Source organism: Streptomyces sp. NPDC049577, assembly GCF_040675635.1.
In the GTDB taxonomy this organism is placed as follows: domain Bacteria; phylum Actinomycetota; class Actinomycetes; order Streptomycetales; family Streptomycetaceae; genus Streptomyces.
In genome coordinates, this window is sequence record NZ_JBFAPH010000036.1 from 16,885 (window position 1) to 29,515 (window position 12,631).

A 12,631-nucleotide genomic window follows, 5' to 3' on the forward strand; every position below is an offset into this window, starting at 1 on the left:
GCGAAGACGCCACGGTGGCGATGTGCGCCCGGTTACCCTGGCCGTGATGGGACGTCACGGTGGAATTCGGGCGGCACTGCCCCGGCAGCGGTGGTGGCGGGTCGCCGTGCTGCTCACCGCCGCCGCCGTCGCGCTGGCCGTACTGGTCACCGTGCGCGTCGGCGGCTGGCGGTGGGACGACCCCAAGGGCGGCTCCCAGCACTCCGGCAGCCGCTCCGCCGACATCGGCTGGGGCTTCACGCACACCCAGTACAGCGCCGACCTCGGCAACGACACCGCCCGCAAGACGGCGGCCGCCGCGCTCTCCGATGCCCGCCTGCCGCAGAACCAGCACATCATGGGCTGGGGCGTCGACAACCCCGAACCCCGGCCCGGCAGCTACAACTTCACCGACCTCGACCGGCGCGTCGCCCTCGTACGGGCCACCCACGGCACCCCCGTGCTCACCCTGTGCTGCGCCCCGGACTGGATGAAGGGCGGCGGCCCGGGTACCGACTGGTCCCAGAAGTCCCTGGAGAAGGCCCCCGACCGCGCCCACTACAAGGACTTCGCCCACCTCGCCGGGGTCGTCGCCAAGCGCTACCCGGACGTACGGCACTTCATCGTCTGGAACGAGTTCAAGGGCTTCTACGACGATTCCCGCAAGCGCTGGGACTACGAGGGGTACACCGAGCTCTACAACCTCGTCTACGCCGAGGTGAAGAAACAGAACAGCAAGGCCCTGGTCGGCGGTCCGTACGTGGTCATGGACAGCGACGCGCCCGCCACCGCCTCCAATGCCTCCTCGCTGAGCGGCCCCTGGGGCGTGGTCGACCAGCGCGCCCTCGACGCCGTGGAGTACTGGAACCGGCACCGGGCCGGAGCCGACTTCGTCGTCGTCGACGGCTCCAGCTACACCCGCGAGGGCAGCCGGCTGCTGCCCGACGAATTCTCCGCCACCACCAAGTTCGCCGACGTCACCGCCTGGCTCAGCAAGGCGACCGGCCTGCCGGTGTGGTGGGCCGAGTGGTATGTCGAACCCGCCGACGCCCAGGACGACCGCAAAGGCTGGACCGAACAGCACCGGGTCGCCGTGCAGGCCACCGCTCTCATGCAATTGGCCTCTTCCGGAGTCGCCGGCGCCTTCTACTGGAATCCCGAGGAACAGGGCGAGTCCTGTCCCGGCTGTCTGTGGCGCAGCACCGAACTCGCCGACGGTGGCGGTCGGTTGCCCATGTTCGACCTCATCTCCCGATTCTCGAAATCCTTTCCGCCCGGTACGCACTTCCGTGCGGTCGATGTTCCCGAGGCGGATGCCCCGAACGTCCGCGCGCTCGCCTCCGGCTCGACGCTGCTGGTCGTGAACACCCAGGACCGGGGCATTACCGCCCATGTCGACGGGCGCACCCTGGACCTGGGGGCGTACGAGGTCCGCTGGCTGGGATAGGGCGGTTCCATGCGCCGGGTGGGCAGCCGTCCGGGCCGTTGCCTTTTCGGCCCGGGCGCCGCAACACTGCGAGCGCGGCATCCCGGATTTCCCCGGAGCGAAAGGATTTTCCGTGCCACGAAAAGCGGCTCAGGCCCTGGTCATCGTCGATGCAGACGACAACTACTACGTGCTGCCACGAGAAGTCATCGCCATGGCCAAAGCCGCTCCCGAAACACGGAGTGCGATAGAGGAACACCTGGGCGACTGCGTCAGCGTTCCGCTGGCGGACGGTTTCTCCTTCGCCGGATCCCTCACCCTGCCGCCCGATGCCGAATGGGCCTACTACACCGAGGAACCCTCCTGGCCGAACGCGACCTCGCCGTGACCGGGCCCACCGGGGCCGCACTGGCCCGCACCACCGTGACCCGCGCCGAACAACGCGCCTTCACCGCCCAGGGGTACGTCGGACTCCCGGGCCTGTGGGACGAGCGGCTCGCCGACGCCCTCGCCGCCGAGGCCCGTGCCCGCAGACCCCACGCCAAGGTCCCCGCACGGGGCCCGCGCACCCCCCTGGCGGACGGTCGCCGGCCCGGGCCCGGCATACCGGCCGCCGGCGGCCCGCTGCTCGCCCGGGTCCACCTCGCCCTGGTGGGCGCGGCCCGGGAGCTGACCGGGCGGCTGCTCGTCCCCACCTTCGCCGCCTACGGCTACTACGAGGGCGACGACCGGGTCCTGCTGCACGTCGACACCGAACAGTGCGACCTCACCCTGCTCACCGCGGCCTACGGCGCCGTCACCCCGCTCCATCTCCACCCGGACCTCGTGGGCAGCACGATGGAACGGCTCGGCCGGCTGGAGGACGACCCCTCCTGGGACCGCGCCGGCGGGATCCCGGTCAGCTACCCGCGCACGGGCGTGACCGCCCTGAACGGGCACGTCGTCCCGCACCACCGGCCCCGCGACCCGGCACCGGGCAGCAGCGCGGTGGCGGCGCTGTGCTACCGCGCGCTGTTCTGACGACCCGTCCCCGCCGCAACCCTCCTGCCGTGCTCAGACCAGGGTGACCAGCCGCTGCACCATGACGGCCAGCACCACCGCCAGGAGCGGCATGGCGAACCAGAACGACATCTGCGTCCGCCGCAGCTGCCGCACCCCCGGCGGCGAGCCCACCCGCAGCAGCTCGCGGGCCGTCAGCAGCACCAGGAGGGCCAGCGCCGCCAGACCGCCCACCACGGAGACGGGGGTCCACGTCACCCGGGGCCCGGCCGGACCCGGCCGCGGCTCCGGGACGTCCCCCGCGGGCCGCTCCCGGAGCTCGTACAGCGCCGCGTCGTCGTTGCCGTACACCCGGCGCAGCTCCGGATCGCCGTCCAGGGCGCGGCGCACGCGCGGCTCCCAGTCGGGGGCGTAGCCCGCGCTCAGCTCCAGATAGTCGGACTGGCCCCGGTTGACCATCAGCAGCGAATTCGGGCCGGCCTTGCGCAGCGCCGCCACCAGGTCCGCCGCCCGCGCGGGGTCGCGCGGGGCGAGCGTCGGCTCGTAGAGCACGCGTTCCATGTCCCGGGCGCCCCAGGGAATCGCGGGGGTGACGTTGTTGACGGTGTCGCTGCTCATCCACAGCAGCCGGACGGTCGGCCGGTCCCGCGCGTACACGTAGTCCATCGCGGCGACCTCGCCGGTGCGCACCCGTTCGAAGGGTTCGTTGCCCCAGCGGGCCACCAGGAAGCCGAAGAGCAGGACGAGCCCGGTCACCGCCGTCAGCGCGACCGTCAGCGGCGCCGCCCGCGGGCGGGCGGCGCGCGGGAAGAAGGCGAGCGCGGCCAGCACACAGGCGCCGGGCAGCGCGAAGAGGAAGACCCGCAGCGCCACCTCGCCGCCGTACGACTGGAAGCCGAAGGCCAGGAACGGCACACAGGTCAGCACCAGCAGCGACCGGTCGCCCACCCCGGCGCGGCGGCGCCGCCACCAGCCGAGCGCGGCGGCGGCCAGCACCGCGCCGGCCAGCGCGACCCGCGTGTAGAGCACGAGCTTGTGCGTGCTGCTGCCGCCCTGGATCCGGCCGGAGACCGAGGAGGAGACATTGCCCCCGAGAGAACCCAGACCGCCGAACAGCTCCTGGAAGTGCCCCGACCAGTACGGCTCCGCGAAGAACCCCACCCACACCAGCAGCATCACGCCGCACAGCAGCGGCAGCCCGCGCAGCATGGACCGCCGCAGCAGCACCAGCGCCGTCAGCACGCCCAGCATGACGAACGGCGTCAGCTGGTGGCTGACCACCGAGGCCGCGAACAGGGCGATCAGCAGCGCCAGCAGCCCGACCCGCTCGCCGCGCCCGGCCGGCGCCGGCTCCGTCTCACCGGGCAGCCGCTTTCCGCGCAGCTGGCCCGGCCAGCGGAACCACACCAGGAGCACGGCGACGAACAGCAGGTAGAAGACATAGTTGAGCGACTGGGGCGAGAAGTAGTCCTGCCCGACCCAGCCGCACAGCGCGAACAGCCACAAGGCTGTCCACTTCGCCCGCCAGCCCGCCCGCACGGCTCTCAGCAGCAGCGCCAGCGGCGCCAGGGTGAGCAACTGCGTCGCCAGCGGCCACCAGCGCAGCACCTCGGTGAGGTCGTCCACGCCGCAGGCCCGGGCGGCGAACGCGGCCAGGGCGAAGAAGCCGGGCCAGCTCCAGCGCGCGTCCAGATCCGGCGCGGCGACACCCGTGCGGTCGATGAAGTCCAGGAAGCCCAGATGCTGCCAGGCCGTCGCGAAGCGCGGCTCCGTCTCCAGCAGCGCGGGCACCGCGTGCAGCGACACCACCGTCACCAGCAGCACCGCGCCCAACAGCATGGCACGCGGCCGGTCCAGCGACAGCGCGGCCGCGTACGCGAACACGAGCAGGGCGGCGCCCAGCAGCGTCACCACGGGCAGCACGGAGACCAGGCCCAGCCCGCCCATGCCGTCCAGGTCCACGTCGCCCACGGCCTCCAGCGGCACCCAGTACAGCGCCACGGCGACGGCCAGCAGCAGCCAGACGCCGGCCTCGGGCGTGAACCGGTCGGCCAGGGACGGCCGGGCCGCGCGCTCGGCCGGTGGCGGGGCCGGCGGCGGCAGCGGGGGGTTCTCCGAGATCTCGGGGGCGTGCCGGACGTCGGGCCGCCGCTCCAGATGGTCGAAGTCCAGCCGCACACCCAGCGGGACCGTGTCCACGTCCAGCGTCGCCCGCAGCGCCCAGCGCGTCCCGAAGATCCCGGTCCTGGTGTCGCGGTCCTTCCGGCGGTCACCGTGCACGGCCAGGTCCGCCAGGTCGCCGTCGGGCGCCGTCTCCCGCGCGGCGCTGGCGGCCGGCTCGGTGGCCGGCGCCGCCCCGGCCCCCGCCTCCGCGGCGGGACCGGCCGGCGCCCCGGACCGCAGGACGCCGCGCAGCTTCACCGCCGCGATCGACACGATCACCGCCAGGCTGGAGATTTCCGCGACCCCCGCACCCGTCAGCCCCATCCGCGGCAGGAGCAGCAGGGTCAGCCCCAGCACCAGCATGCACAGCAGCCCCTGGAGATAGGCGAGTCCGGCCGTCCGGCTCTGCGCCCGCAGCACGGCGAAGTAGACCTCCATCACCACCCGCAGCGCCGCCCCGACCGCGAACCAGCGCAGCAGCGGCGTCGCCGCGTCCGCGTAACCCCGCCCGAACACGCGCAGGATGTACGGCGCCAGGACGAAGAGCAGCACACAGACCGGGATCATGATCCTGGCCATCCGGCGCAGCGCCGCCCGGCAGTTCTCCGCCAGCCGGGCCGGGTCGTGCGAGCCCTCCACGGTCAGCGAGGCGCCCATGTTGATGGCGAGCAGATTGACCGTGCCGCCGATGGTGGAGGTGATGTAGAAGTAGGCGTTGTCGGCCGGGCTGACCTGCGAGGCGACGATCACCGGCACGAGGTAGACCACGGCCAGCGAGAACAGCGACCCCGTGCAGTCCCCGGCCAGGAACCGGCCGATCTCCCGGTAGGGGGCGGGCCGCGCGGTCTTCTCGGTGAGCCGTACGTGCCGGGGCACCAGCCGCCGGAAGACCAGCCAGCCCAGCGGCACCACCGACACCGCGATCGATACGACCCACGAGACGAACACCCCGGTCGCCGGCAGCGCCACCGCCAGCCCCACCAGCAGCGCGAGCTTCGCCGCCGAGAAGACCGTGTTGCCGACCGGCACCCACGGCGCGCTCCGCAGCCCGGTCAGCACCCCGTCCTGCAGGGTGAGCACCGACCAGGCCACCACGGCGAGGACGAAGCCCAGCCCCGGCAGCGTCCCGTGGAGGAAATGGTACGAGGGCCCCCACACGCCGAGCGTGAGGAGGAAGACGGCCGCCGCCACGGCGACGAGGACCGAACTGCCCGCGTAGGTGCGCAGGACCAGCTGGCCGGTGGTCCGCCCGGCGACCGGGATGAAGCGGGCCAGCGCCCCGGTCAGGGTGACCGCGGCCAGGCCCGCGAGCAGTTTCATGGCGGCGATGGCCGCCGATCCCTGGCCGACCGCGTCCTCGCTGTAGTAGCGGGCGGCGACCAGCCAGTAGCCCAGACCGAGGACCGCGCTGATGCCCGTGTTGAGCATCAGCGCGAAGGCGTTGCGGAACAGCGGGCTTCCGCCGCTGCCGGGCAGCCGCAGCTTCCGGCCGGCCGGTTCCGCCGCCCGTTCCTCGGTCCGGGTGGACGTGTCAGACACGAGCTCCGCTTGCCTTCCTGACGACGCCGATCTTCCCCGCGACGCCCGCCCGTCCGGCGGAGCCCGCCTTCCCGGCCAGCTGCCGGCTTCTGCGCACGACGGCGTACCCCTTGGTCAGCGCCCGGTCCCGGGCGAAGAGGCGGCCGACCGCGCGGCCCTCGACCATCCGCTCGAACTCCTCGATCCCCGTCGAGCGCCGCACGGTCACCCGCTCCAGGGCGTACGGCCCCTGCCGGCGCGCGGCCAGGCCGTTGCCCACCGCGAGCGAGACCCCGAAGCCCGCCGAGCGCACGGCCCGGCGCACCCGGCGGCTGGAGTAGCCGTACGGATAGGCGAAGGACACCGGCCGCACGCCCAGCTCGGCCGAAAGCAGCTCCCGGCAGCGGCCGACCTCGAAGGCGAGCTCGTCGTCGGGGAGCCGGTCGAGCTGGGGATGGGTGTGGCTGTGCCCGCCGATCTCCATCCCCGCCCCGGCCAGCTCGCGCAACTGGTCCCAGCTGAGCATCAGGTCCAGCGCGCCACCGGCCTCGTGCGCCCCCCGCAGCCAGCCGGTGGACGCGAACAGCGTGGCGGCGAACCCGTGTTCCGACAGCACGGGGAGGGCGTGGCGGTGCACGCCCTCGTAGCCGTCGTCGAAGGTGATCAGCACCGGCTTCGCCGGCAGCGGCCGGCCCTCGCGCCAGGCCGTGGCCAGCTCCCCGGTGGTGAGCGGCGTGAAGCCGAAAGCGGCCAGCAGCCGCATCTGCTCCGCGAACGCCCCCGGCGTGACGGACAGCCGCAGCGCCGCGCGGGCGGGGGTGTGCGCCACCGCGTGGTACATCAGGATCGGGACCGGTCCCGCGCTCATCCGACCGCCCCCTCCGCCGCGCCCTCCGGGGGTTTGAGCGCCGCCACGGCGAACCGGCCGCCGCCCCGGCGCGCCCGCAGGCTCCCCAGCAGATAGCCACCGGTGGCCGCGGCCACCCCGGTCACGATCGCCCCGGCCCGGCCCGCGCCCCCGGCGCGCCCCAGCAGGGCATCGCGCACCCCGCGCGCGACCCCGGCGGGGAGCACGCGCGTGGTGTACCGGCGCTCGCTCTGCAGACCGGAGCGCGCGCCCACGCTGCGCGCCACCAGAGCCTTCGAGAGCCCCTCGGCGTACGCCCGGGTACGGAAGTAGCCGAAGCGCTCGCGCCCCGCCGGCACCCGGTGGTGGATGACCGAGCGGTCGTCGATGAGCAGCACCGCGTCCGGCATGGCCCGGGTCAGCCGGATGCACAGCTCCGTCTCCTCGCCACCCAGCGGCAGCCGCTGCCCGTCGCGCCCGATGCCGCTGGCGAAGCCGCCGACCGCCTCCAGCGCCGACCGGCGGAACGAGGCGTTGCCGCCCAGCACGTTGCGCACGGCCACCCGGCCGGGCGGCAGGCCGCGGTACGTGCAGCCGACGACCCAGTCGAACTCCTCCGGGAACCACGCCGGGCGCCGGCGGGAGGCCCACACCGGCTGGGTGCGGCCGCCCACCGCCATGACCCGCGGATCGGCGTACCCCTCGGCGAAGTACAGCAGCCAGTCCCGCTCGGCCACCGCGTCGTCGTCGAGGAAGGCCACCACCTCGCCGGACGAGGCGGCGACGCCGGTGTTGCGGCCGGCCGACAGGCCCCGGGGGCCCGCGTTGGCCAGCACCCGGACCCGCCCGGAGGCCGCGCCGGCGCCGTCGTCCCCGTAGGTCTTGGCGAGCCGGCGCAGCAGGGCGGGGTTGTGATCGACCACGATCAGCGTCTCCAGGGCCGGGTACGACTGATCGCGCACCGAGGCCACCGCGGCGAGGATGTCGCCCCAGCGGTCCTCGGTGTACACGCAGATGACCACCGAGATGGCCGGTGTTCCGGTTCGACCGGTCGGTGCAGTGCTCAAGAGACTTCCCCGCGGTTCGCCGCCGGCGCGATCGCGAGCCGGTGGTGCCGCCGGTTCCCCCGGCGACGACCGGTGCCCCGCTCGCGCAGGATGACCTTCAGGACGCGCAGCCCGTCACGCACGGCCCGCAGATTACTCGTGCCGTGGATACGGACGAATTCATGACTGGGGATCTCCTGGACCCGTAGACCCGCCTTCACGACTCTGATGTTCATCAGGGTCTCGACCTCGAAGCCCGCGCAGTCCAGGGCGATCTCGTCCAGGACGCGCTTCCAGAAGGCGTTGTAGCCGTAGCACAGATCGGTGTAGCGGGCGCCGAACTTGTGGTTGACGACGGACGTCAGCACGCGGTTGCCGAGCTTGCGGATCAGCGTCATGTCGTCCGTGCCGCCCCCGTTGGCGAACCGGGAGCCCTTGGCGAAGTCCGCGCCGCCGACCAGCGCCGAGACATAGCTGACGATCTCGGCGCCGTCCGCGGAGCCGTCCGCGTCCACCATGACGATGATCTCACCGGTGCAGGCGGCGAAGCCCGTGATCAGCGCGTCGCCCTTGCCCTTGCCGAGCTGCTCGACGACCTTGACGTCCGGGTACAGCTCGCGGGCCACCCGGACGGTGTCGTCGGTGGAGTTGCCGTCGACCAGGACCACTTCGTGGATCCAGTCGGGAAGGGTCTTGAAGACGTACGGGAGGTTCTCCGCCTCGTTCATGGCGGGAATGACGACGCTCACCGGTGGCGCTATCGCGAAGTGCGAGGTCACCGGACGGTAGCGGCCGGCGCCCTCCTGCTCTTCGCCGGCCGCCGGGCGCAGGAACGCACTCATCGGTCTTTTCCCTCTCGTCCGGTGGACCGCCCTGCCCAGGCGGTCCGCTTGTGTGTCCGGTTCGAAAAGGGGGTACTCGCCAGGCCCGCACGGCAGGAGCACCGCGGGAGCAGGGTGAGTTGGCACGTGACACGCGCGGCGCGCGACCCGGCACGCTGACGGCCGGGCGCGGCACCCCCTGCCGCGCCCCGCTCCGGACACCATCCCGACGGCGCTGAGCCCTCCCCGGAGCCGCCTTGGACCTGATGGGCCGATGCGGGTAGATGTACGACGGTATTGAAGCTTGAGACTGTATGGCAAGAGGTGGGACGGAGACTCCTCCTTTGGTGTTTTTATGCCTGATGCAACCCGGCGCATCCGGCCGGTGTTTTGGGGGCGCACTCGGCGGATGCCGCGCTCCCGCCGCGTCAACCGCCTGCGCGCAGACGCCCCATCCGCTTCAGCAGCCGGTCGGCCGGCTCGAAGAACTCCGGCCGCGCCAGCACGGTGTTGCGCAACGCCCGCACCGGCGCCCGCCGCGCCCGGTGGCCCAGGGCCACCGGATGGCGGCGGGTCACCCAGCCCTCGAAGACGCTGAGCTCACGGGTCTTCAGGGAGTCCTTGTACGCCTTGCCGCCCCGGCCCAGGTCCAGATAGGCCACCCCGTCCGCCGCGGCCCCCTGCGCCATCCGCACGTGCAGCACCAGGCCGGGGGAGTACTTCGCGAACGCCGGGTCGTACGCCGGGAACCAGCAGGCCAGTACCGTCCTCGAACGCAGCCCGAAGTGAGCCGCGACCGGCCGGCCGCCTGCGTAGAGCACGGACAGCAGCCCGGCGAAGGACTCTGTGCGGGTGTGGAACAGCTGCTCGACCAGCTGGCTGATCCAGGGGCGCGCGAAGCGGTCGCTGCGCCCTGTTCTTCGGTACTGCGCCGACTTCCAGGCGATCAGGGCACGCAGCACCGCCGGATCGCGCTCGTCGTGCACGTACCGCACGGCACCCGCGTCCCGGCCGAGCCGGCGCTCCTTGGCCAGGGTGGTGCGGGTGAACTTCGGCGACTGCTTGCGCAGGGCGGCCAGATACCGCTCGAACCCCTGGTCGACGTCGATGACCGGCGAGGCGTACGCCCCGGACGCCGCCCCCTCGAACGGCTTCTGCCCCTCGACCAGGTGGTCGAACTCCCACAGGGACAGCCCGCAGGCGTGCAGCAGCTCCCGGCTGTCCCACTGGAAGCCGGGCCGGTGCACCAGGCCCTGCGCGTCCGAGACGCCCAGCCCGATGGCCCGGCCCACGCCCAGGGGCGTGCGCTGGAAGGGGAAGAAGGCCGCGGGCTCGCCGTCCTCCCGCACCACCGCGATGCGCGCCCCGCGCCGGCAGCGGCCGACGGCGAGCGCGAACTCCGGTGCGAGGAAAGGATTCGCGAGCTGGGGGGAGCCGTCCTCGACCGCCCGTGACTGCAGGGCCGTCCACGCCGCCCGGTCGGCCGCGGTGAGCTCGCCCGGCCGGTACACGCTGACGTCCACCTCAGGGGGTCCTGCTTCTGGCCGCGCGACCACGGTGACGCCGCACCTGCGCCAGCAGGAACAGCAGCAGGCTGACGGCCGCGACCGCCGCGACGCCGCCGCGCACCGTCCAGGCGTGCAGGGCCAGCATCACCTGCGCGACCAGCAGATCGACCGCGACGGCACCGCCGGCCGAGACCACCACCCGGCTCAGTGGATCGAGCCCCCGCAACGCGGCCCCCACCGCGCACGCGGGCGCCACTATCAGGAAGAAGAGCGTGAACGGCGCGCGCAGCGGAGAGCCGATGTCCGCCAGCGCCAGCGCGCCACCTGCCACCGCGATCGCCGCGGCGGCTCCCGCGATCACCGGGAGGGAATCCCCGGGCGGCCTCCGCCCGTCGCTGTCGTCCATGTCGCTGCGTTCGGCTGGATCCTCGAGACCGGTGAGATCAGTGAAGCTCTGCATTGGCGACTTTGCCCCCCGAAGCGCCGGATGCCGGGCTTCAATGTCGCGCAGTGGGCGGAGGCACGTCAAGATGTGAAGGCCGTGCGAAAAGCGGCCCGTTGACGGGTTTCGCCACAACCGGAAGCTGTCGATCGGGTGAATAGTCACCCACTTTCTTCGTCATGTCATAGACACGACATACAACTGTCACCCAACGGACTGTTTGCGCTGGGGATTTTGACGTGGACACTCCAATCAACGCGGGGCCTGTCGCCACAGGGGTGACAGAAGCCCCCCGTTGAAGGAGGTTCCATGAAGCCCCCCACGCTCATGCGTGCGCTCTCCGCACTGGTGCTCGCCGCCGCCGTCGCCCTCGGCGGCGCGGGCGCGGCCCAGGCCGCGACCCTCACCGCGACCCCCGCCTATGTGGCCCTCGGTGACTCGTATTCATCCGGTGTCGGCGCCGGGAGCTACGACTCGGCCAGCGGGGACTGCAAGCGGAGCACCCGGGCCTACCCGGCCCTGTGGGCCGCCGCCCACCACCCCTCCGCCTTCGCCTTCACCGCCTGTTCCGGTGCCCGGACGGGCGATGTGCTGAGCAGCCAGCTCGGCCCGCTGAACAGCGCCACCGGACTCGTCAGCATCAGCATCGGCGGCAACGACGCCGGCTTCGGCGACACCATGAGCACCTGCGTCATGAGCGACGACGCGTCTTGTCTGCAGCGCATCGACCAGGCCCGTGCCTTCGCCCAGAACGAGCTGCCGGCCAAGCTCGACCAGGTCTACGGCGCGATCAGAGCCAAGGCCCCCGCCGCGCACGTCGTCGTCCTCGGCTACCCGCGCTTCTACCGGACGGGCGGATTCTGCATCGGTCTGAGCGACACCAAGCGGAACGCCATCAACAACGCGGCCGACCTGCTCGACTCCATCACCGCCAAGCGCGCCGCCGACCACGGCTTCGCGTTCGCGGACGTCAGAACCACCTTCACCGGGCACGAGCTGTGCTCGGGCAGCGCCTGGCTCAACAGCGTCACCCTTCCCGTCGACGAGTCGTACCACCCGACCGCCGCCGGGCAGTCCGGCGGCTACCTGCCGGTCTTCTCATCGGCCGCCTAGGAATGCCGGGGGCGGGCCCCCGGACCCCCGGTAGCCGCCGTACGAGCTCGACGGACCGGCGGACGGCGAGCCGCCGGGGGTGGAGTGTGCCGAGGAGGAGCCCGAGGGGAAAGCCGAGGGGGAGCCCGAAGGGGACGCCCCGCCCGTCGGCGTTGGCTCGCACGCCCATGTGAAGGGGACCTGGCGGGACGTCAGCGACCGGGGGCTCCTCACCTCGACGGCCGCCCAGTCCTCGGCCGGGTCCCCGGCGCGGTGGTCCGTCACACCGTGCCGGACGGTCTGCCGGGCGGAGCCCGTGAGGCGCAGGGTGCGCCACCCGGGCTCCGCTCCTCCGTCGCGCGTCACCCACCGGTAGACGACGGTCGCCGGAACGCGGTCCACGGTGAACGTCGCCGTGAAGGCGGGCGCCTCGGCGGCCGGCGCCGGGCACGGGCCCGCGTAGTGGTCGCGCTCCGCGGCCACCGTCACCCCGACGGACGCGGCCCCGGTGGCGCCGGAGGCGGAGGCGCCCTGGGGAGTCCCGGCACCGCCGGGCGTCGGTTCCGTACCCACGGAGGCGCTTCCGCTCGCCTTGCTCCCGCCCGTAGCGCCGCTGCCGCGCGTCAGCGCCCACACCAGCCCGCCCACCGCGAGCAGTGCGATCAGCACACCGGTCACGAGGAGGGCCCGCCGCCGGGACGGCCTGCCCTCCGGAGCGGCGGCTCGCGGTGGTCGGGAAAACGGCGCACGAGGTCGGTGTCACCCACCCACGTGCCCTCGCCGGAGAACA

At 73.0% G+C, this 12,631-nt stretch carries 11 protein-coding genes; 4 read left to right on the forward strand and 7 right to left on the reverse strand.

Features of this window, described 5'->3' with window-relative positions:
* Window positions 1-46 precede the first annotated feature (46 nt).
* The 3 genes from AB0K09_RS07300 to AB0K09_RS07310 all read left to right on the forward strand — a co-directional run bounded on the left by AB0K09_RS07300 (window position 47) and on the right by AB0K09_RS07310 (window position 2,425).
* Window positions 47-1,426 carry a xylan 1,4-beta-xylosidase gene (locus tag AB0K09_RS07300; protein ID WP_366064308.1) on the forward strand — a complete coding sequence of 460 codons (1,380 nt, stop codon included), beginning with the start codon at window positions 47-49 and terminating at the stop codon, window positions 1,424-1,426.
* Between the two features lie 112 nt (window positions 1,427-1,538).
* Window positions 1,539-1,793: a hypothetical protein gene (locus AB0K09_RS07305; protein ID WP_366064309.1), complete on the forward strand. Its 255-nt coding sequence runs from the start codon at window positions 1,539-1,541 to the stop codon at window positions 1,791-1,793.
* On the forward strand, window positions 1,790-2,425 hold the full coding sequence (locus tag AB0K09_RS07310; RefSeq protein ID WP_366064310.1) for a hypothetical protein: 636 nt from the start codon (window positions 1,790-1,792) through the stop codon (window positions 2,423-2,425). Before AB0K09_RS07305 ends, AB0K09_RS07310 begins: the two co-directional genes overlap by 4 nt.
* Window positions 2,426-2,458: 33 nt before the next feature.
* Here AB0K09_RS07310 and AB0K09_RS07315 read toward each other — a convergent pair whose 3' ends face one another.
* The 6 genes from AB0K09_RS07315 to AB0K09_RS07340 form a co-directional block, all read right to left on the reverse strand.
* Window positions 2,459-6,106 (reverse strand): lipopolysaccharide biosynthesis protein, encoded by a 3,648-nt coding sequence (locus tag AB0K09_RS07315; RefSeq protein WP_366064311.1) that lies wholly within the window; start codon window positions 6,104-6,106, stop codon window positions 2,459-2,461.
* Window positions 6,099-6,953, reverse strand: a complete 855-nt coding sequence (locus AB0K09_RS07320) for a polysaccharide deacetylase family protein (protein ID WP_366064312.1) — start codon at window positions 6,951-6,953, stop codon at window positions 6,099-6,101. The genes AB0K09_RS07315 and AB0K09_RS07320 overlap by 8 nt, the downstream gene beginning before the upstream one ends.
* The gene (locus AB0K09_RS07325; RefSeq protein ID WP_366064313.1) at window positions 6,950-7,999 is read right to left on the reverse strand and encodes a glycosyltransferase family 2 protein; all 1,050 of its coding nucleotides are present in this window, start codon (window positions 7,997-7,999) and stop codon (window positions 6,950-6,952) included. The genes AB0K09_RS07320 and AB0K09_RS07325 overlap by 4 nt, the downstream gene beginning before the upstream one ends.
* Window positions 7,996-8,820, reverse strand: a complete 825-nt coding sequence (locus AB0K09_RS07330) for a glycosyltransferase family 2 protein (protein ID WP_366064314.1) — start codon at window positions 8,818-8,820, stop codon at window positions 7,996-7,998. The genes AB0K09_RS07325 and AB0K09_RS07330 overlap by 4 nt, the downstream gene beginning before the upstream one ends.
* A 407-nt stretch (window positions 8,821-9,227) precedes the next feature.
* The gene (locus AB0K09_RS07335) at window positions 9,228-10,322 is read right to left on the reverse strand and encodes a GNAT family N-acetyltransferase (RefSeq protein WP_366064315.1); all 1,095 of its coding nucleotides are present in this window, start codon (window positions 10,320-10,322) and stop codon (window positions 9,228-9,230) included.
* Window position 10,323: 1 nt separating this feature from the next.
* The gene (locus tag AB0K09_RS07340) at window positions 10,324-10,767 is read right to left on the reverse strand and encodes a hypothetical protein (RefSeq protein ID WP_366064316.1); all 444 of its coding nucleotides are present in this window, start codon (window positions 10,765-10,767) and stop codon (window positions 10,324-10,326) included.
* A gap of 291 nt (window positions 10,768-11,058) precedes the next feature.
* Between AB0K09_RS07340 and AB0K09_RS07345 the strand changes: the two genes are divergently transcribed.
* Complete coding sequence (locus tag AB0K09_RS07345) at window positions 11,059-11,862, forward strand: SGNH/GDSL hydrolase family protein (protein ID WP_366064317.1); 804 nt, start codon at window positions 11,059-11,061, stop codon at window positions 11,860-11,862.
* On the opposite strand, the gene AB0K09_RS07350 is transcribed toward AB0K09_RS07345, so the two are convergent.
* On the reverse strand, window positions 11,848-12,510 hold the full coding sequence (locus AB0K09_RS07350) for a hypothetical protein (RefSeq protein ID WP_366064318.1): 663 nt from the start codon (window positions 12,508-12,510) through the stop codon (window positions 11,848-11,850). The two genes, AB0K09_RS07345 and AB0K09_RS07350, sit on opposite strands and share 15 nt — an antisense overlap.
* Window positions 12,511-12,631: the final 121 nt, after the last annotated feature.